Here is a 17,392-nt window from a genome sequence, read left to right as displayed (position 1 = left end):
CCCTCCGTCCCCTTTTTCTATCAGGCCTGCGCGGCGTCTTCGACGGGGCCGAGTTCGTGCAGCACGGCGGTGGCGTAGCAGCCCGGCGGCAACGCGAACGAGAGTTCCAGTACATCACTGGCCAGCCACTGATGCTGCAGCAATGCCGGGCGCAGGCGCAGCGCGCGGCGCTCCTGCTTCAGCCGTGCGTCTTCCAGGCCAGCGCGCAGCGCCTTCGATTCCTCGTCGTCCAGCGCGGCCAGCTCCAGCTCACGTGCAGCGTCGGCGCTGCGCAGCTCGCCTTCGCCCCACAGCGGAGCGCTGGGATGGATGTCGAAACGCGCCAGGCGCTCGGCCAGCACGTCGGTGTAGGGTTCGGGGCCGAACACGCTGCGGCTGCCATCGAGCATCCACACTTCACCGTCCAGCGGTTGATCCCAGTTGCCCTGCTCCACGCGCGCGGCGAGCACACGATTGAACAGCGCCGAGCGCGCGGCTGACAGCAGCAGCGAACGCTGGTCCTTGCGCATGCGGCGGCCACCGAACATCGCCAATGCCGCCGGCACGTTGCCGCCGTCGCGGCCGAAGCGCTGCTCGCCAAACCAGTTCGGCAAGCCGCGCCCGGCGATCTGCTGCAGGCGCTCGCTGATCGCCGCAGCATCGCCCTGCACCTCGCGCAGCACCAGCCTGAAGCGGTTGCCGGCCAGTGCACCACGCTGCAGCTTGCGGTTGTGCCAGGTCGCTTCGAGCACTTCGATCTCGTCACTGGCCAGCTCGGCCAGGTCCGGCGCGATGCGCTTGGGCAGGTGCACGCTGAAACGCTGGGTGGTGACCGCATGGCGATCCTTCATGCCTGCGTAGCTCACCGCCATTTCCGGCAGGCCCGCCCACTTGGCCAGCAGCTTGGCCACATGCACGGTGTTGGCGCCGCGCTTGCGGATGTGCAGCAGCAGGTGCTCGCCTTCACCGGTGGCCTCGAACGCCGGCAGTTCATCCACCTGGAAATCGTCCGGCGTGGTGCGGATGCGCGCCGTCAACAGCGGCGCACCAAACGCCAACGGCAGCGGGATCATGCCGCCACCAGCAACACGACCGCCTGCGCGGCGATGCCTTCACTGCGGCCGGTGAAGCCCAGCTTCTCCGAGGTGGTGGCCTTGACGCTGACCGCGTCCAGCGGCAGCTGCAGCAACCCACCAATGCGCTCACGCATGGCCAGCGCATGCGGGCCAACCTTCGGCCGCTCGCAGATCACGGTGATGTCGGTGTTGCCAACACGCCAGCCACGCTCGCGCAGCAGGCTGTCGCAATGGCGCACGAAATCGCTGCTGTCGGCGCCCTTCCAGCGATCATCGCTCGGCGGGAAATGCTGGCCGATGTCGCCCAGTGCCAACGCACCGAGCATCGCATCGCACAAGGCGTGCAGGATCACGTCACCGTCGCTGTGCGCCAGCACGCCGCAGCTGTGCGGCACGTTCACCCCGCCGAGCATGATGTGATCGCCTTCACCGAAGGCATGGACGTCGTAGCCCTGGCCGATACGGACGGGCGGGAACGGTGCGGTGCTCATGGATGCAGCCCTTGCAGCAGGGCCGCGCAGGCAGTCAGCCGGCGCGGCGGGAAAGTACGAATTCGAACCGGTCCAGATCGGCCGGGGTGGTGACCTTGAAGTTGTCCTCGCTGCCTTCCACCAGCAGCGGGCGCTGGCCCTGGCGCTCCATGGCCATGGCCTCGTCGGTGACTTCAACACCGGCAGCGGCGGCGTCAGACAGCGCGCGGCTGAGCTGGTGGCGGCGGAACAGCTGTGGTGTCAGCGCACGCCACAGCCGCTCGCGCGGTTCGGTGCCATCGATGCCACCGTCGTCGCCCGCACGCTTGAGGGTGTCGCGCACCGGTGCGGCCAGGATCGCCCCGACCGGATCGGCACGCCCGACTTCAAGCAGGCGGCCAAGATCAGCCAGCGACAGGTTGGGTCGCGCGGCGTCGTGGACCAGCACGAATTCGTCGGCGCGCACCGAGTCCGGCAGTGCCTGCAGCCCGGCCAGCACCGAGGCGGCACGGGTCGCGCCGCCGATGCAGGTCAGCACCGGTTTGCCGGCCCATTCGCTCCAGCCCGGCCAGTCGCCGTCGTCCTGGCCGATCACCACCATTGCGCCGGCCACGGCCGGATGCGCCAGCAGCGCGTCCAGGGTATGGGCGAGCAGGATCTGCCCGCCCGCCTGCAGGTACTGCTTGGGCAGCGGCGCACCAAAGCGGGCGCCACGGCCGGCAGCCGGAACCACCACCCAGATCGCCGCGCTCATGGCACGTCCGCCGGGTGATCGCCGGCCTGGACAGTGACGCCTGCAGCGGGCTGCGCCGGACGGACCGGCGCATCCTCAACCACGCGGTAGAACTTCTCGCCGGGCTTGATCATGCCCAGCTCGCTGCGCGCGCGTTCCTCGATGGCGGACTGGCCTTCCTTGAGGTCCTTCACTTCGGCGGCCAGCGCGTCGTTGCGCTGCTGCAGGCCCTCATTGTCCCGTTCCTGGTTGGCGACCTGGGCTTCGAGCATCATCACTTCACCCGAATTGCCCGGACCGAACCAGAAGCGGTACTGCAGCCAGCCCAGCAACAGGGCCAGCACCAGCAGCATCCAGCGCCAGTCGCGCATCGGCTCAGCGCTTCAGCGAAACGAACGCGTCACGACCGGCGTAACGCGCGCCGGCGCCGAGGGCTTCCTCGATGCGCAGCAGCTGGTTGTACTTGGCCACGCGATCGCTGCGGCACAGCGAGCCGGTCTTGATCTGGGTGGCGGTAGTGGCCACCGCGATATCGGCGATGGTGGTGTCTTCGGTTTCGCCCGAGCGGTGGGAGACCACGGCGGCATAGCCGGCGCGGTCGGCCATGGCGATCGCTTCCAGGGTTTCGCTGAGGGTGCCGATCTGGTTGACCTTGATCAGGATCGCGTTGGCGGTGCCCGAGTCGATGCCTTCCTGGAAGATCTTCGGGTTGGTCACGAACAGGTCGTCACCGACCAGCTGCACCTTCTTGCCGATGCGGTCGGTCAGCAGCTTCCAGCCGGCCCAGTCGTTCTCGGCCAGGCCGTCTTCGATCGTGATGATCGGGTACTGCGCGGCCCAGTCGGCGAGGAAGTCGACGAACTGCTCGGAGGTCAGGCGCTTGTTCTCGCCGACCAGGTTGTACTTGCCGTTCTCGAAGAACTCACTGGAGGCCACGTCCAGGCCCAGCAGCACGTCTTCACCGGCGGTGTAGCCAGCCTTGCCGATCGCTTCGAGGATGGTGTCCAGCGCTTCGACGTTGCTGCGGAAGTCCGGCGCGAAGCCGCCTTCGTCGCCCACCGCCGTGCTCAGGCCGTGGCCCTTCAGCACCGACTTCAGCGAATGGAAGATTTCGGTACCAGCGCGCAATGCTTCGGAGAACGAGGTGAAGCCCACCGGCAGCACCATGAACTCCTGGAAGTCGACGTTGTTGTCGGCATGCGCGCCGCCGTTGATGATGTTCATCATCGGCACCGGCAGCGACGGGGTCACGCCTGTCCGGGCGGCCAGGTACTGCCACAGCGCCTGCTTGCTGGATGCGGCGGCGGCGTGCGCGGCGGCCATCGAAACACCCAGCAGCGCGTTGGCACCCAGCCGCCCCTTGTTCTCGGTGCCGTCCAGATCGATCAGGCGACGGTCGAGGCCGGCCTGGTCGGTGGCTTCGAAGCCCTTCAGCGCGGCGGCAATCGTGGTGTTGACGTTGTCCACGGCCTTGCGCACGCCCTTGCCCAGGTAACGGGTCTTGTCGCCGTCACGCAGCTCGACCGCTTCCTTGGTACCGGTCGAGGCGCCGGAGGGAACCGCGGCGCGACCGAACGAACCGTCCTCCAGGATGACTTCGGCTTCCAGCGTGGGATTGCCACGGCTGTCGAGGATTTCACGGGCGTGGATGCTGCGGATCGTACTCATGGTCGGGCCGGTTACCTGTCTGGAGAGGGGGCGACAAAACGAATGCCGCGTGATTATCCCCGGCTGCCTGCCACTTGCCAAATGGCGCAGGCGCCGTCAGGCCAGACTGGCCCCGATCACCATCAGGATCAACGACACCAGTACCACCAGCAGGCCACCGGCAATGGCGGCCAATACGCCGCCGCGGCGGCAACGCCAGGCCATCACCATCGCCACCAGGCTGCCAACAAAGGACAGCACGAGCATGGTCAGTGCAGCCAGGATCCAGTACTGCATGGCCTGCATGCCATGGCTGCCATCCCCGGGCGAACCGAAACTGGCGGCGAAGGCGAATACAGCTGCCATCAGGCCGGCCCAGGCAAGAACAGCCAGCGCCAGCGCGATCAGGCCCCAGGGCCGATCACGGGTTGCCAGGGTCGCATTCATCAGAACAGCCCGTAGAACAGGGCACCAAGCCACAGCGACAGCAGGACGATCGCCAACCCGGCGGCCACCTTGCCACGGTTCAGGCGCCAGGCCAGAACGGCGGCAGCGACGCACCCCACGGCGCCGACCAGCTCTGCCACCAGCAGCGCAATGAAGTACGCCCGAAGATCGGGCGCGCTGCTGCCATCACCCGGTGGCCGCACCGATGCAGCACCGATCAGCACCAGGCAGAACATGCCCACGGTGAACACCACGGACAGCCCCAGCGCGAGCAGACCCCACGGCCACTGTCTCCAGTGCCGGCGGTGACGCTGGGTTTCCAGCGCCATCCACGGGTCACGACTCACGCGAAGCGCGAGAAACCGTGCTTCTTGGTCACCGCGTCGAGTTCCATCAGGGTCTCGAGCAGGGCCTCCATCTGGTCCAGCGGCCACGCGTTGGGACCATCGGACAGCGCCTTGGACGGGTCCGGATGAGTCTCGGCGAACAGGCCGGAGATGCCCACCGCCACGGCGGCACGGGCCAGCACCGGCACGTGCTCACGCTGGCCACCGGAACTGGTGCCCTGCCCGCCCGGCAGCTGCACCGAATGGGTGGCGTCGAACACCACCGGGCAACCGGTCTCGCGCATCACCGCCAGCGAACGCATGTCGCTGACCAGGTTGTTGTAGCCGAAGCTGGCACCGCGCTCGCAGACCATGATCTGCTCGTTGCCGGTGGCCTTGGCCTTCTCCACGACCGGCTTCATGTCCCACGGCGCCAGGAACTGGCCCTTCTTGATGTTGACCGGCTTGCCGGCCGAGCACACTTTGCGGATGAAGTCGGTCTGGCGGACCAGGAAGGCCGGGGTCTGCAGCACATCCACCACCGAGGCCACTTCATCCATCGGAGTGTACTCGTGGACGTCGGTCAGCACCGGCACGCCGATCTGCTTCCTGACCTCGGCCAGGACCTTCAGGCCCTCTTCCATGCCCGGGCCACGGAACGCGGTGCCCGAAGTACGGTTGGCCTTGTCGAAGCTGGACTTGAAGATGAAGTTGACGCCGAGCTTGTCGGTGATCTCCTTCAACTTGCCGGCGGTATCGAGCTGCAGCTGCATCGACTCGATCACGCAGGGGCCGGCGATCAGGAACAGGGGCTGGTCCAGCCCGACCTCGAATCCACACAGTTTCATGGCGTTTCCTTGTTGTCCGCAGCACCGGCCGGGCCGGTGCGCTGGGGGTTGAAGCATGCAGGATGGGGGCCGAAGCCCCCATTCACAAGTCAGGCGCGCGCTTCGGAAAGCAGCTTGCCGCCGGCCTTGCGCTCGCGCGCGGCACGGATGAAACCGATGAACAGCGGATGGCCGTCACGCGGCGTGGACAGGAATTCCGGGTGCGCCTGGCAGGCCAGGAACCACGGGTGGGCGTCGCGCGGCAGCTCGACCACTTCCACCAGGGTGTCGTCCATCGACTTGCCGGCGATCACCAGGCCCGCATCTTCCAGCTGGGTGCGGTAGCGGTTGTTGAACTCGTAACGGTGGCGATGGCGCTCGGCGACCACGTCCTTGCCGTACAGCTCGCGGGCCAGCGTGCCCGGCTTCAGGCGCTGCTCCTGCAGGCCCAGGCGCATCGTGCCGCCGAGGTCGCTCTTGTCGTCGCGCTTCTCGACATCGCCGGTGGCGGTGCGCCATTCGGTGATCAGGCCGATCACCGGGTTCGGCGACTGGCGATCGTTCTCGGTGCTGTTGGCACCTTCCAGCCCAACCACGTTGCGCGCGTAATCGACCACCGCCGCCTGCATGCCGTAGCAGATGCCGAAGTACGGCACCTGCTGCTCGCGGGCGAACTTCGAGGTCAGCACCTTGCCTTCGAAACCACGGTCACCGAAGCCACCCGGCACCAGGATGCCGTCGACATCGGCCAGTGCGGCCATGTCGGTGCCTTCCAGGTCCTGTGCTTCCAGCCACTTCAGGTTGACCTTGGTGCGCTGGCGCAGGCCGCCGTGCTTCAGTGCTTCGCCGACCGACTTGTAGGCGTCCTGGTGATCGACGTACTTGCCGACCACGGCGATGGTCACTTCGTCCAGCGGGTGCAGGGTCGCATCGACCGCGTCTTCCCACATCGACAGATCGACCGGACCGGCCTTGTCGGCCAGCTTCAGCTGGTTCACCACGATTTCGTCCAGGCCCTGTGCATGCAGGCCGGACGGGATGCGGTACAGCACGTCCACGTCCGGCACGCTGATCACCGCACGCTCGGAAACGTTGGTGAACTGGGCGATCTTGCGGCGCTCCGAATCCGGCACAGCCTGCTCGGAGCGGCACAGCAGCACATCCGGCTGGATGCCGATCGAACGCAGCTCCTTCACCGAGTGCTGGGTCGGCTTGGTCTTCAGCTCACCGGCGGCGCCGATGTACGGCACAAGAGTGAGGTGCATGAACAGCGCCTTCTCCGGGCCACGTTCGGTGCGCACCTGGCGGATCGCCTCCAGGAACGGCAGCGACTCGATGTCGCCAACGGTGCCGCCGATCTCGACCAGCGCCACGTCGTAACCTTCCGTGGCTTCATCGATGCAGCGGCGGATCTCGTCGGTGATGTGCGGGATGACCTGCACGGTCGCGCCCAGGTAGTCGCCACGGCGCTCCTTGCGGATCACGTTCTCGTAGATGCGGCCGGTGGTGACCGAGTTCTTGCGGCTCAGGCGGGTGCGCACGAAGCGCTCGTAGTGGCCCAGGTCGAGGTCGGTCTCGGCGCCGTCGTCGGTGACGTAGACCTCACCGTGCTGGAACGGGCTCATGGTGCCCGGGTCGACGTTGATGTACGGGTCGAGCTTCATCATCGTGACCTTCAGGCCACGGGCTTCGAGAATGGCGGCCAGTGACGCAGCGGCAATGCCTTTGCCGAGCGAGGACACCACGCCGCCGGTTACGAAAATCAAGGGAGTCATGGCTGCAAGCATCCTGTCTGGAAATGGAAAACGGCAGCACCACGCGCACCCGGAGGGCGGGCATGGAGCTTGAAGGGGGTTTTCCGGTTCGCTGGGGCAGCGAGGGAGGTGCTGGGCCGTGCGGCGGCAGGCGCCGGACGGGGACCACCCTGCGAGGTCGGGGCGGCCGTGCCGGTCAAATCGACCGTCACCTGCGACCCGCATTGCTGGCGACCACGCATGGTAGTGCCAGCCCATTCGCAAAGGGTGGACACGCACTTACTCCCGGAAAGCCATAGTTTACAGATTGATGGGCGCCAACCCAAGGGGCAGTTGCGGCCGTCACTCAAAAGAAACGCCCCGCTGGGCGGGGCGTCGGGGGGCGAATCCCTTGCGGCAAGGGCTTCGGAGGGCGGAAGAATTACTTCTTCTTCCGCGCCTCTTCTTCCTCTTCCTGCTGCGGGGCCGGCTGGCCCTGCGCCTTCATTTCGGCATTGGCCTGGGCGCGGCGCTTGGCCTTGGCATCGGCTTCGGCCTGCGCCTTGTCGGCCTGGCCACCCTGCTGCGGGGCCGGCTGGCCGGCGTTCTGCGCCACCACCAGCGGCACTGCAACGGCGGCAGCGGCCAGGATCGCAATGGTCAGCAACTTCTTCATGAGGTCCTCCTCGCGGTATGGCTTGGATGTTTCGACCCAACGGGGGTCGCCGGCATTCAGATTCCAGCGGCTGCCATTTTACCCCCTCCCCGCCGCCGAGGCTGAACCGCAGGCGTGCAAAATCCCGTGCCAGACCCCACACTTGCCCGTCGCTCCAAGCTTTCGAAGACAGATGAACGCCCGCTATAACGCCGCCGATATTGAAGTCCTGTCCGGCCTTGACCCGGTCAAGCGCCGTCCCGGCATGTATACCGACACCGCGCGCCCGAACCACCTGGCGCAGGAAGTGATCGACAACTCGGTGGACGAGGCCCTCGCCGGCCACGCCCGCTCGATCGAGATCACCCTGTACAAGGACGGCAGCGTGGAGGTCAGCGATGACGGCCGCGGCATGCCAGTGGACATCCATCCGGAGGAGAAGATCCCGGGTGTCGAGCTGATCCTCACCCGCCTGCACGCAGGCGGCAAGTTCAGCAACAACAACTACACCTTCTCCGGCGGCCTGCACGGCGTCGGCGTCAGCGTGGTCAATGCGCTGTCGACCCTGGTGGAGGTGCACATCAAGCGCGACGGTGCCGAACACCGCATCACCTTCCGCAACGGCGACCGTGCCACGCCGCTGGAAGTGGTCGGCAGCGTCGGCAAGAAGAACACCGGTACCCGCGTGCGCTTCTGGCCGGACCCGAAGTACTTCGATACGCCGAAGTTCGCGGTGCGCGCGCTCAAGCACCTGCTGCGCGCCAAGGCCGTGCTGTGCCCGGGCCTGACTGTGAAGCTGACCGATGAAGCCACCGGTGAAGTCGATACCTGGTACTACGAAGACGGCCTGCGCGATTACCTGAAGCTGGAGCTGGGTGATCGCGAGATGCTGCCGGCCGAGCTGTTCGTCGGCAGCCTGAAGAAGGACACCGAGGTCGTGGACTGGGCAGTGGCCTGGCTGCCGGAAGGCGAGCTGGTGCAGGAAAGCTACGTCAACCTGATCCCCACCGCCCAGCACGGCACCCACGTCAACGGCCTGCGTACTGGCCTGACCGAGGCGCTGCGCGAGTTCTGCGACTTCCGCAACCTGCTGCCGCGTGGCGTCAAGCTGGCCCCGGAAGACGTGTGGGACCGCGTGTCGTTCGTGCTGTCGCTGAAGATGACCGACCCGCAGTTCAGCGGCCAGACCAAGGAGCGCCTGTCCTCGCGCCAGGCGGCCGGCTTCATCGAAGGTGCCGCCCATGATGCCTTCAGCCTGCTGCTCAACCAGAATGTGGAGCTGGGCGAGAAGATCGCGCAGATCGCCATCGAGCGTGCCAGCGCGCGCCTGAAGACCGAGAAGCTGGTCGTCCGCAAGAAGGTCACCCAGGGCCCGGCCCTGCCCGGCAAGTTGGCAGACTGCATCAGCCAGGACCTGTCGCGCACCGAGCTGTTCCTGGTGGAAGGTGACTCGGCAGGCGGCAGCGCCAAGCAGGCCCGCGACAAGGATTTCCAGGCGATCATGCCGCTGCGTGGCAAGATCCTGAACACCTGGGAAGTCTCGTCCAACAGCGTGCTGGCCTCGGAGGAAGTACACAACCTGGCCATCGCCATCGGCTGCGATCCGGGGAAGGACGACATCAGTGGCCTGCGCTACGGCAAGGTGATCATCCTGGCCGACGCGGACTCCGACGGCCTGCACATCGCAACGCTGCTGACCGCGCTGTTCCTGAAGCACTTCCCGGCGCTGGTCGATGCCGGCCACGTGTTCGTGGCGATGCCGCCGCTGTTCCGCATCGACGTAGGCAAGCAGGTGTTCTATGCCTTGGACGAAGAAGAAAAGCGCTCGATGCTGGACAAGATCGAACGCGAGAAAATCAAGGGCGCCATCAACGTGACCCGCTTCAAGGGCCTGGGCGAGATGAATCCGCCGCAGCTGCGCGAGTCGACCATCCACCCGGATACGCGCCGCCTGGTACAGCTGACCGTGGACGATGGCGAGCAGACCCGCTCGCTGATGGACATGCTGCTGGCCAAGAAGCGCGCGTCCGACCGCAAGGGCTGGCTGGAGAGCAAGGGCGACCTGGCGTCGCTGGAAGTCTGATCCAGCCCCATCATCCGGTAGTGCCGGCCGCTGGCCGGCACCCTCGGCATCCGCGTGATCAGGGCAGATCCGCCGGCCAGCGGCCGGCACTACCGGTTCATGCGCCCTTGGCATTACGCCGCCATCGGCAAACCCGGCGGAGCCATAATGCGCGTCCACCCGTGTGGACCATCGTATTGGCCAGCCACTCGTTGCTGTTCCCCGCCCTGCCGCTGCACAGCGCGCGGTTGGTGCTGAGCCCGATCCGCCGTGACGACGCGGCCGCGCTGTTCGCGCTGCAATCCAATCCGGACGTGATGCGCTGGTGGAACCATCCGGCCTGGACACGACCGGCCGAAGCCCGCGAACAGATCGACGACGACCTTGCCGCGCACGCGATCGGCACCCAGTTGAAGCTGGCCCTGCGCGAATCACCCAACGGCCCACTGCTGGGCGTCTGCGTCGCATTCGCCATTGATCGTGAGGCCATGCGGGCCGAGATCGGCTATCTGCTGGCGCCCGACCGCCAGGGCCAGGGCTACATGCATGAGGCCCTGCAGCAGATGCTGGGCTATCTGTTCCGCACCTTGCACCTGCACCGCATCGAAGCCGAGATCGATCCACGCAACGTACCCTCGGCACATGTGCTTGACCGCCTCGGCTTCCACCGCGAGGGGGTGCTGCGCCAGCGCTGGCGCATCCAAGGCGAGCTTTCGGACTCGGCCGTCTATGGCTTGCTGGCCAACGACGAAGCGGCAGCCGCCCTGCCCGTTTGATCCAATCTGGCCACAAGCCGCTGCAGAACGTGGCCATGCCTTTGGACACATACGGCACGGCACTCCACCGGCCTAGCATCGGAACCCCCTTCCGCTGCCGATCCGGTGCCATGAAGTCCCTGCTGCACACTGCCGCGCTCTGCGTCGGCCTGCTCATCGCCCCCACCAGCGTGCTGGCCGCGCCCGCCGCTGACACCAAGCCCGATTCGAAAGACGACAGGACCGACGCGCCTGCGCTGCCCGCCGATGCGTCGGCGCGCCAGAGCATGCGCCTGGCCGGCCGCACCCTGGACTACACCGCCACCGTCGGCACCCTGCCGGTGCGCGATGGGAAGGGCAAGGTCATCGCCGATGTGGTGTTCACTGCGTACACGATGCCGGGCAAGGACCGGCCGGTGACGTTCGCGCTCAATGGCGGCCCCGGTGCCTCGTCGGTGTACCTCAACATGGGCGCGATCGGGCCCAAGGTGGTCACCTTCGGTTCGGAAGGCGACAGCGCCTCGGCGCCCGCCACCCTGCATGACAACCCCGGCACCTGGCTGGACTTCACCGATCTGGTGTTCATCGATCCGGTCGGCACCGGCTTCAGCCGCGCGCGCATCGGCGACGATGAAGCGAAGAAGGCGCTGTACAACCCCAGCGCCGACATCGAATACCTGTCACGCTCGATCTACGACTGGCTGCTGCGCAACCAGCGCATGGCGTCGCGCAAGTACCTGACCGGCGAGAGCTACGGCGGCTACCGTGGCCCGCGCATCACCCACTACCTGCAGACCCGGCTGGGAGTGGCGATGAACGGCCTGGTACTGGTCTCGCCGTACCTGAGCCCGACCCTGGAAGACAACGCCGATGTCTCGCCGATGGCGTGGATGCAGACCCTGCCGTCGATCGCCGCCGCGCACCTGGAGCGCCAGGGCAAGCTGACCGATGCAGCGATGCGCGACGTGGTGGAGTACACCCGTGGCGACTACGCCACCGCGTTGATGAAGGGCCGCAGCGATCCGCAGGCGACCGAGGCGATGCTGCGCCGGGTGACCGAACTGACCGGGCTGGACCCGCAGTTCGTGCGCCGTGCCGGTGGTCGGCTGGAAACCCAGGCCTACCTGCGTGAAGTGTTCCGCGACAAGGGCACGCTGGGCAGCCGCTACGATTCCAACGTGACCGCGTTCGATCCATTCCCGAACGATCCGGAGCAGCGCGCCAACGATCCGCTGCTGGACAGCATCATCGCGCCGACCACCACCGCGATGGTCGACTTCGTGACGCGCGTGGTCGGCTGGAAGGTGGATGCGCGGTACCAGGCGCTGAACTACGACGTGAACCGGCTGTGGGACCGCAATGGCGAACTGCGCGATGGCGCGGTGACCCAGCTGCGCCAGGCCGTGGCGATCGACCCGCACCTGCAGGTTCTGATCGTGCATGGCTGGAACGACCTGTCGTGCCCGTTCATGGGTTCGATCCTGACCGTGGACCAGATGCCGACGATGGGCAGCAATCCGCGGGTGCAGGTGCGCAGTTATCCGGGCGGGCACATGTTCTACAGCCGGGCGGACAGCCAGGCGGCGTTCCGCAGGGATGTGCAGGCGCTGTTCCAACGCAATTGAGGAGGGTCGGCCGGGCCTGCCGCTGGCCCGGCACCCGCCGGATCAACGGCAACGGCAACGTCAAAAGCAGAGTTTCCGTGGGTTGGCGGGCCGAGGTGGGCAGGCGGGGGACGGCAAAAACCGCTCCTGCGTGCCTCGTAGAGCGCCATCCATGGCGCTCTGCGCCCCCGCCTGCCCACCCCGGCCCGCCTTCGACAGATTTCTGCGAGCCGTCGGTGGGTCCCGACCGTTGGTGGGTGCCGACCGTTGGTCGGCACGGGATCCGAACCTGATTCTGCTTTTGGTAGGTGTCGACCTTGGTCGACACGATGGGTGCAGAAATAATGTTCTTCCCATGAAAAAGCCCGCCGGAATCCGGCGGGCTTTTTCGTGTGCACCTTGGCGTGGCGATCAGGTCCAGCCGAACAGCTCGAACAGCTTCAGGATCAGGTACGCACAGCCGCCTGCCGCGGGAATGGTCAGGATCCAGGCCCAGACGATGCGCTCGATCACGCCGAACTTCAGCGAACGCGGGTTCTTGGCGAAGCCCACGCCCATGATCGCGGTGGAGATGCTGTGTGTGGTCGAGACCGGCATGCCGAAGTGGGCCGCCAGGGTCAGGATGGTGGCCGAGCTGGTCTCCGCGGCGAAGCCGTGGATCGGGTGCAACTTGACCATCTTGTGGCCCAGGGTCTTGATGATCTTCCAGCCGCCCGAAGCGGTACCGGCGGCCATCACAACCGCACAGGTCAGCACGATCCACATCGCGATGCCGTCACCGGCGTGGGCGTCCGGGTGCATGAAGGCCAGCCAGGACGGCAGGTCATCCAGTGCGCCGGTGGCCTCGGCACCAATCAGGGTCATCGCGATGATGCCCATGGTCTTCTGCGCGTCGTTGTGGCCGTGGGCGAAGCCCATGTAGGCCGCCGAGGCGATCTGCGCCTTGCCGAAGAAGGCATTGACGATGCGCGGACGGGCCAGGCGGCCGATGGCGCCACCGACCTTGGCCAGGCCGGCGATCAGCGCCCACAGCAGCACCATCACCACGATGCCGAGCAGGAAGCCGGCGATCGGCGAGGTGATCATCGGCACGAACACCTTCCACAGCAGGCCCTTGTTCTGCGCCCAGCTGCCCAGGCGCTCCGACCAGATCAGCGCGTCCCAGTTGTTGTGGGCCGCGGCCAGGCCGGCACCGCAGAGGCCACCGATCAGGGCGTGCGAGGACGAGGACGGCAGGCCCTTCCACCAGGTGATCAGGTTCCAGATGATGCCGCCCAGCAGGGCGCACAGGATCACCTGCGGAGTAACCTCGACCACGTTGGTGTTGAGCAGGCCCGAGGCGATGGTCAGCGCCACCGCAGTGCCGGTCAGCGCACCGATGAGGTTCATGAAGGCGGCCAGCATCACCGCCCAGCCGGGCGAGAGCACCTTGGTCGCGACCACGGTGGCAATGGAGTTGGCGGTGTCGTGGAAGCCGTTGATGAACTCGAAGACGAGTGCGGCCAGGATCACCACCAGGACAAGGGTCAACATGCGGCGGCGTCCGTCAGCTGTTCTTCAACACGATCTGGTACGCCACCACGCCGGCCTCGCGGCAACGGTCGATGGCCTTTTCCAGGATCTCGAAGAATTCCTTCAGCAGGAACATCTGCAGGTTGTCCAGGCGACCGGAGTAGATGTCGCGGTACAGCTCGAGCATCAGGCGGTCGGCCTCGTTCTCCAGCGAGCGCAGCTTCTCGTTCAGCGCGGTCATCCGGTCCAGGTTCATGTGGCGCAGGTCGGCCACCATCTCCACCACCACGCCGGCGGCCTGTTCCAGCATCGCCGCGCGCGGCGCGAAGTCGATGTGCTCCAGGTGGGTCGTGGCCAGCGAATAGCGATCGGCGAACTTCTCGATCTGCTTCGGAATCTTGTACAGGGCCGAACCCAGCGCTTCGATGTCTTCGCGCTCGATCGGGGTCATGAAGCTGTGCACCAGCGCCTGGCTGATCTTGTCCGAGGCCGCGCGTTCGCGCAGGCGGGCCAGCTTGAAGGCGTCCAGCGCGGGCTGGCGATCGGCCTCGCGCAGCATGGAATGCAGCGCCTTGGCGGCATCGGAAGCCGCGACGGCAGCCTCATCAAGCAGGGTGTAGAACTGTTTGCCGGAACCGAAAATGGTCTGCAGAGAGAACATTGAGAAACCTGTCAGCCGTCGCGGGAAGGACGGCACCAGAGCGAATTATGACGGCTAGATGACCATCACGGGTATCCCCGCCCCCTTTCCGGGGCTTGGAACCCCGAACCTGAACAGGCGGTTGCCACCCTGCCACGCCCCTTTGCTAAGATGCCAGCGCGCCTTCGGGCGCATCCTATGGACGACGACCCTTATCCCCCAGCGCCGCGCCGGACCCTGTTCCTGAGCGCCAGCCGCCATCGCAAGCACCCGCCCTCCCTGCCACCAACCGGGGACGACGCCCGTGTTTGAAATGATCCTGATTGTCTTCGCGCTGGTTCTACTGAACGGCTTCTTCGCCATGTCCGAGATGTCGGTCATGACCTCGCGCAAGAGCCGCCTGAAGCAGATGGCCGCCACCTCCAAGCGCGCCGCCAAGGCGCTGGAGCTTTCGGAGAAGCCGGAGAGCTTCCTGTCCACGGTGCAGATCGGCATCACCGTGATCGGCGTACTGACCGGCTACCTCGGTGGTGATGCGATCGGCGACGCGATCGCCGGCTGGCTGCAGGGCCTGATGCCCGGCTTTGCGTACGCGCGCGAAGTAGGCACCGCCCTGGCGGTCTCGCTGATCACCTTCATCACGCTGATCTTCGGCGAACTGGTGCCCAAGCGTCTGGCCCTGACCCGCTCCGAGGCCATTGCCGGCCTGGTCGCGATGCCGATGAGCTGGCTGGCCAAGCTGGCCCTGCCCTTCGTCTGGCTCCTGTCCAAGACCACCCAGCTGGTACTGAAGGTGCTGGGCCTGGGCAAGGACGAGGCCGCGCAGGTGACTGAAGAAGAGATCCGGATGCTGGTGGCCGAGAGCCACGAAGCTGGCGTGATCGACGCCCACGAGCGCGACATGATGAACCGCGTCATGCGCCTGGGCGACCGCACCGCCGACAGCCTGATGACCCCGCGCAACCGCATTGCCTGGCTCGACACCCAGGCCGGGCTGGAGCGCAATCTGGACATCATGGCCGAGCACGAGTTCTCGCGGTACCCGGTGTACCGCGACAACGACATGGACGTGGTCGGCGTGCTGGAGCTGAAATCGCTGGCCACGCGCATGGCGCGCGGCGACAACGCGCTGTTCCAGACCCTGCGCGAACCGCTGTACGTCTCCGAATCGACCCACGCGATGAAGCTGCTGGAGATCTTCCGCGAGGAGCAGCAGTCGATGGCGCTGGTGGTGGACGAGTACGGCGAGATCCAGGGCCTGGTGACCATCAGCGACCTGATGGGCGCCGTGGTCGGCCGCCTGCAGGCGGTGGAGAATGCCGATGAAGACGCACTGGTGGTGACCCGCGAGGACGGCTCGCTGCTGGTCGACGGCTCGCTGCCGATCGAGGACCTGCGCGAGCTGATCGGAAGCAACGACCTGCCCGATGCCGAGGATGGCGACTACTACACGCTGGCCGGCATGTGCATCCATTACTTCGGCCGCATCCCGCACGCAGGCGAGTACTTCGACTGGGCCGGCTGGCGCTTCGAGGTGGTCGACCTGGACGGTGCGCGGGTGGACAAGCTGCTGCTGCGCACGTTGTCCGACGAGCAGGCCGATGAGCTCACCGCCTGAGGCCGGCCAGGGCCAGGGCGCGCAGCGCCCGACCTACCGCAACGAGGGCATCCGCACCCTGCTGGAGATGTTCGCCTCCGGCGATCCCGCCGAGCACATGCCGCTCGGCCAGATCCTCAGCAACCTGCAGCAGAGCGCGTTTGGCGTGTTCCTGTTCGTGGCGATCCTGCCCTCGTTCATCCCGATCCCGGGCATGGGGGGTGCGGTCAGCGGCCCACTCGTGGTCCTGATCGGACTGCAGATGCTGTGTTGCCTGCGCCGGCCCTGGCTGCCCGGTTTCATTGCCCGACGCGGGCCGAAGCGCGGCACCATGCACCGCTTCCTGGACCGTATCGATCGCCCGTTGCGGCGGCTGGACAGGATGCTGAAGCCTCGCCTGCCGCAGCTGCTGACACCGCTGCCCGCGCACGCCTTCAGCGGCCTGCTGCTGGTGCTGCTGGGCATCCTGCTGTCGTTGCCGATTCCGTTCACCAACTTCCTGTTCGGCTTCCAGCTGCTGCTGTTCTCGCTGGCGCTGCTGGAGCGCGATGGTGCATTGATGCTGTTCAACTGGATCGCAGCGCTGGTGGCGATCGCGTTCTTCGGCTTCAGTTCCGGGCAGCTGGTGGGCTATACAGTGGAGCTGTTCCAGCGCTGGTTCTGAAGCGGCATCCGGTAGAGCCGGCCGATGGCCGGCTGCCACGTTTCCAGGGTTGCCGGCCAACGGCCGGCACTACCGGCATCCGCTAGATCCACGCAACGCGTGGATGCGGCAATCACCGAAGGTCGACGAATCCGTTGTCCGCCAGCGGTGCCGGATCGTCCTGCACCGCCGACAGCACGAAGCTCAAGGCCTTGCCCAGCAAGGTGCCCGGGCCATCCCAGTATTCGGCGCTATCGGCGCGCACGTGGATCAGGCGAAGGTTGGGATCTTCCTTGCCGGCGGGGAAGAACAGCTTCATCGCCGGCGACCACAGCTCTTCGATCTTCGCGCGATCATCGACAACCCGCGCCCGCCCCGCCACAGACACATAGGTGTTCTTCGATGGCGAGGCATAGGCCACATTGACGCGCGGGTCGAGCGCTATCTCGGCCACCTTCGGGCTGTCGGCGGTGATCACGAACCACAGGTCACCGTCGAAGGCGACCTGCTGGGTGGCCAACGGCCGGCTGTAGAGCCGCCCATCGACGCCGGTGGTGGTGAACATCGCCACCTCCACGTCCTTGATCAGTTCAGCCAGCTGGGCAATGTGTTCGGCACGGGTCTCGGCCATGGTGGGAACTCCAGAAAGGGGAGCTCCCATCAGACGCGGATCGGCCGCAACGGGC

General features: G+C 66.4%; 18 protein-coding genes. 5 read left to right on the top strand and 13 right to left on the bottom strand.

From position 1 onward, the window contains the following. Positions 1–20: 20 nt before the first annotated feature. From truD to ACSDHM_RS06145, 10 genes are all read right to left on the bottom strand, one after another. The gene (truD, locus tag ACSDHM_RS06190) at positions 21–1,052 is read right to left on the bottom strand and encodes a tRNA pseudouridine(13) synthase TruD (RefSeq protein ID WP_072166692.1); all 1,032 of its coding nucleotides are present in this window, start codon (positions 1,050–1,052) and stop codon (positions 21–23) included. After that, positions 1,049–1,546, bottom strand: coding sequence for a 2-C-methyl-D-erythritol 2,4-cyclodiphosphate synthase (ispF, locus tag ACSDHM_RS06185; protein WP_061480165.1), 498 nt, complete (start codon positions 1,544–1,546; stop codon positions 1,049–1,051). Before ispF ends, truD begins: the two co-directional genes overlap by 4 nt. Positions 1,547–1,580: 34 nt before the next feature. Beyond that, positions 1,581–2,279, bottom strand: coding sequence for a 2-C-methyl-D-erythritol 4-phosphate cytidylyltransferase (ispD, locus tag ACSDHM_RS06180; protein WP_005416029.1), 699 nt, complete (start codon positions 2,277–2,279; stop codon positions 1,581–1,583). Beyond that, entirely contained in the window at positions 2,276–2,629 is a 354-nt protein-coding gene (ftsB, locus tag ACSDHM_RS06175) for a cell division protein FtsB (protein ID WP_005416028.1), read from the bottom strand. The genes ispD and ftsB overlap by 4 nt, the downstream gene beginning before the upstream one ends. Positions 2,630–2,633: 4 nt before the next feature. Next, a complete protein-coding gene (gene eno / locus ACSDHM_RS06170; RefSeq protein ID WP_053500065.1) occupies positions 2,634–3,926 on the bottom strand; it encodes a phosphopyruvate hydratase in 1,293 nt (430 codons plus the stop codon). Positions 3,927–4,022: 96 nt separating this feature from the next. Continuing rightward, complete coding sequence (locus ACSDHM_RS06165; RefSeq protein ID WP_151354697.1) at positions 4,023–4,352, bottom strand: hypothetical protein; 330 nt, start codon at positions 4,350–4,352, stop codon at positions 4,023–4,025. Then, entirely contained in the window at positions 4,352–4,699 is a 348-nt protein-coding gene (locus ACSDHM_RS06160; RefSeq protein ID WP_072166696.1) for a hypothetical protein, read from the bottom strand. Before ACSDHM_RS06160 ends, ACSDHM_RS06165 begins: the two co-directional genes overlap by 1 nt. Further along, positions 4,696–5,526 carry a 3-deoxy-8-phosphooctulonate synthase gene (kdsA, locus tag ACSDHM_RS06155; RefSeq protein ID WP_049412800.1) on the bottom strand — a complete coding sequence of 277 codons (831 nt, stop codon included), beginning with the start codon at positions 5,524–5,526 and terminating at the stop codon, positions 4,696–4,698. The genes ACSDHM_RS06160 and kdsA overlap by 4 nt, the downstream gene beginning before the upstream one ends. An 89-nt stretch (positions 5,527–5,615) precedes the next feature. Next, positions 5,616–7,280: a CTP synthase gene (locus ACSDHM_RS06150; RefSeq protein WP_005408998.1), complete on the bottom strand. Its 1,665-nt coding sequence runs from the start codon at positions 7,278–7,280 to the stop codon at positions 5,616–5,618. 400 nt (positions 7,281–7,680) lie between these two features. Then, complete coding sequence (locus ACSDHM_RS06145) at positions 7,681–7,914, bottom strand: hypothetical protein (RefSeq protein ID WP_005408997.1); 234 nt, start codon at positions 7,912–7,914, stop codon at positions 7,681–7,683. Between the two features lie 172 nt (positions 7,915–8,086). Between ACSDHM_RS06145 and parE the strand changes: the two genes are divergently transcribed. The 3 genes from parE (at position 8,087) to ACSDHM_RS06130 (ending at position 12,335) form a co-directional block, all read left to right on the top strand. Beyond that, a complete protein-coding gene (gene parE / locus ACSDHM_RS06140) occupies positions 8,087–9,976 on the top strand; it encodes a DNA topoisomerase IV subunit B (protein ID WP_061478449.1) in 1,890 nt (629 codons plus the stop codon). Between the two features lie 176 nt (positions 9,977–10,152). Beyond that, positions 10,153–10,731, top strand: a complete 579-nt coding sequence (locus ACSDHM_RS06135; protein ID WP_072166935.1) for a GNAT family N-acetyltransferase — start codon at positions 10,153–10,155, stop codon at positions 10,729–10,731. 110 nt (positions 10,732–10,841) lie between these two features. Beyond that, positions 10,842–12,335, top strand: coding sequence for a S10 family peptidase (locus ACSDHM_RS06130; protein WP_353761761.1), 1,494 nt, complete (start codon positions 10,842–10,844; stop codon positions 12,333–12,335). Between the two features lie 390 nt (positions 12,336–12,725). On the opposite strand, the gene ACSDHM_RS06125 is transcribed toward ACSDHM_RS06130, so the two are convergent. Together ACSDHM_RS06125 and ACSDHM_RS06120 are read right to left on the bottom strand one after the other, a co-directional pair. Then, positions 12,726–13,847, bottom strand: coding sequence for an inorganic phosphate transporter (locus tag ACSDHM_RS06125; protein WP_049464772.1), 1,122 nt, complete (start codon positions 13,845–13,847; stop codon positions 12,726–12,728). A 13-nt stretch (positions 13,848–13,860) separates the two neighbouring features. Further along, positions 13,861–14,487: a DUF47 domain-containing protein gene (locus tag ACSDHM_RS06120; RefSeq protein WP_439426764.1), complete on the bottom strand. Its 627-nt coding sequence runs from the start codon at positions 14,485–14,487 to the stop codon at positions 13,861–13,863. 292 nt (positions 14,488–14,779) lie between these two features. Here ACSDHM_RS06120 and ACSDHM_RS06115 point away from each other — a divergent pair, with 292 nt between their 5' ends. Beyond that, positions 14,780–16,084, top strand: a complete 1,305-nt coding sequence (locus ACSDHM_RS06115) for a hemolysin family protein (protein WP_439426763.1) — start codon at positions 14,780–14,782, stop codon at positions 16,082–16,084. Further along, positions 16,068–16,727 (top strand): exopolysaccharide biosynthesis protein, encoded by a 660-nt coding sequence (locus ACSDHM_RS06110; RefSeq protein WP_053501113.1) that lies wholly within the window; start codon positions 16,068–16,070, stop codon positions 16,725–16,727. Before ACSDHM_RS06115 ends, ACSDHM_RS06110 begins: the two co-directional genes overlap by 17 nt. A gap of 112 nt (positions 16,728–16,839) precedes the next feature. Here the strand turns inward: ACSDHM_RS06110 and ACSDHM_RS06105 are convergent, their stop codons facing one another. Beyond that, on the bottom strand, positions 16,840–17,337 hold the full coding sequence (locus tag ACSDHM_RS06105; protein WP_005416015.1) for a pyridoxamine 5'-phosphate oxidase family protein: 498 nt from the start codon (positions 17,335–17,337) through the stop codon (positions 16,840–16,842). Positions 17,338–17,392 lie beyond the last annotated feature (55 nt).

It is taken from the genome of Stenotrophomonas sp. T8 (assembly GCF_051853085.1).
GTDB classification, from domain to species: Bacteria; Pseudomonadota; Gammaproteobacteria; order Xanthomonadales; family Xanthomonadaceae; genus Stenotrophomonas; species Stenotrophomonas sepilia.
This window is presented reverse-complemented; position numbering and strand designations above follow the sequence as displayed.

Bases quoted from the DNA above. Each gene is read 5' to 3' on its own strand.
- truD (WP_072166692.1), bottom strand. From the start codon at position 1,052: ATGATCCCGCTGCCGTTGGCGTTTGGTGCGCCGCTGTTGACGGCGCGC.
- ispF (WP_061480165.1), bottom strand. From the start codon at position 1,546: ATGAGCACCGCACCGTTCCCGCCCGTCCGTATCGGCCAGGGCTACGAC.
- ispD (WP_005416029.1), bottom strand. From the start codon at position 2,279: ATGAGCGCGGCGATCTGGGTGGTGGTTCCGGCTGCCGGCCGTGGCGCC.
- ftsB (WP_005416028.1), bottom strand. From the start codon at position 2,629: ATGCGCGACTGGCGCTGGATGCTGCTGGTGCTGGCCCTGTTGCTGGGC.
- eno (WP_053500065.1), bottom strand. From the start codon at position 3,926: ATGAGTACGATCCGCAGCATCCACGCCCGTGAAATCCTCGACAGCCGT.
- ACSDHM_RS06165 (WP_151354697.1), bottom strand. From the start codon at position 4,352: ATGAATGCGACCCTGGCAACCCGTGATCGGCCCTGGGGCCTGATCGCG.
- kdsA (WP_049412800.1), bottom strand. From the start codon at position 5,526: ATGAAACTGTGTGGATTCGAGGTCGGGCTGGACCAGCCCCTGTTCCTG.
- ACSDHM_RS06150 (WP_005408998.1), bottom strand. From the start codon at position 7,280: ATGACTCCCTTGATTTTCGTAACCGGCGGCGTGGTGTCCTCGCTCGGC.
- ACSDHM_RS06145 (WP_005408997.1), bottom strand. From the start codon at position 7,914: ATGAAGAAGTTGCTGACCATTGCGATCCTGGCCGCTGCCGCCGTTGCA.
- parE (WP_061478449.1), top strand. From the start codon at position 8,087: ATGAACGCCCGCTATAACGCCGCCGATATTGAAGTCCTGTCCGGCCTT.
- ACSDHM_RS06130 (WP_353761761.1), top strand. From the start codon at position 10,842: ATGAAGTCCCTGCTGCACACTGCCGCGCTCTGCGTCGGCCTGCTCATC.
- ACSDHM_RS06125 (WP_049464772.1), bottom strand. From the start codon at position 13,847: ATGTTGACCCTTGTCCTGGTGGTGATCCTGGCCGCACTCGTCTTCGAG.
- ACSDHM_RS06120 (WP_439426764.1), bottom strand. From the start codon at position 14,487: ATGTTCTCTCTGCAGACCATTTTCGGTTCCGGCAAACAGTTCTACACC.
- ACSDHM_RS06115 (WP_439426763.1), top strand. From the start codon at position 14,780: ATGATCCTGATTGTCTTCGCGCTGGTTCTACTGAACGGCTTCTTCGCC.
- ACSDHM_RS06110 (WP_053501113.1), top strand. From the start codon at position 16,068: ATGAGCTCACCGCCTGAGGCCGGCCAGGGCCAGGGCGCGCAGCGCCCG.
- ACSDHM_RS06105 (WP_005416015.1), bottom strand. From the start codon at position 17,337: ATGGCCGAGACCCGTGCCGAACACATTGCCCAGCTGGCTGAACTGATC.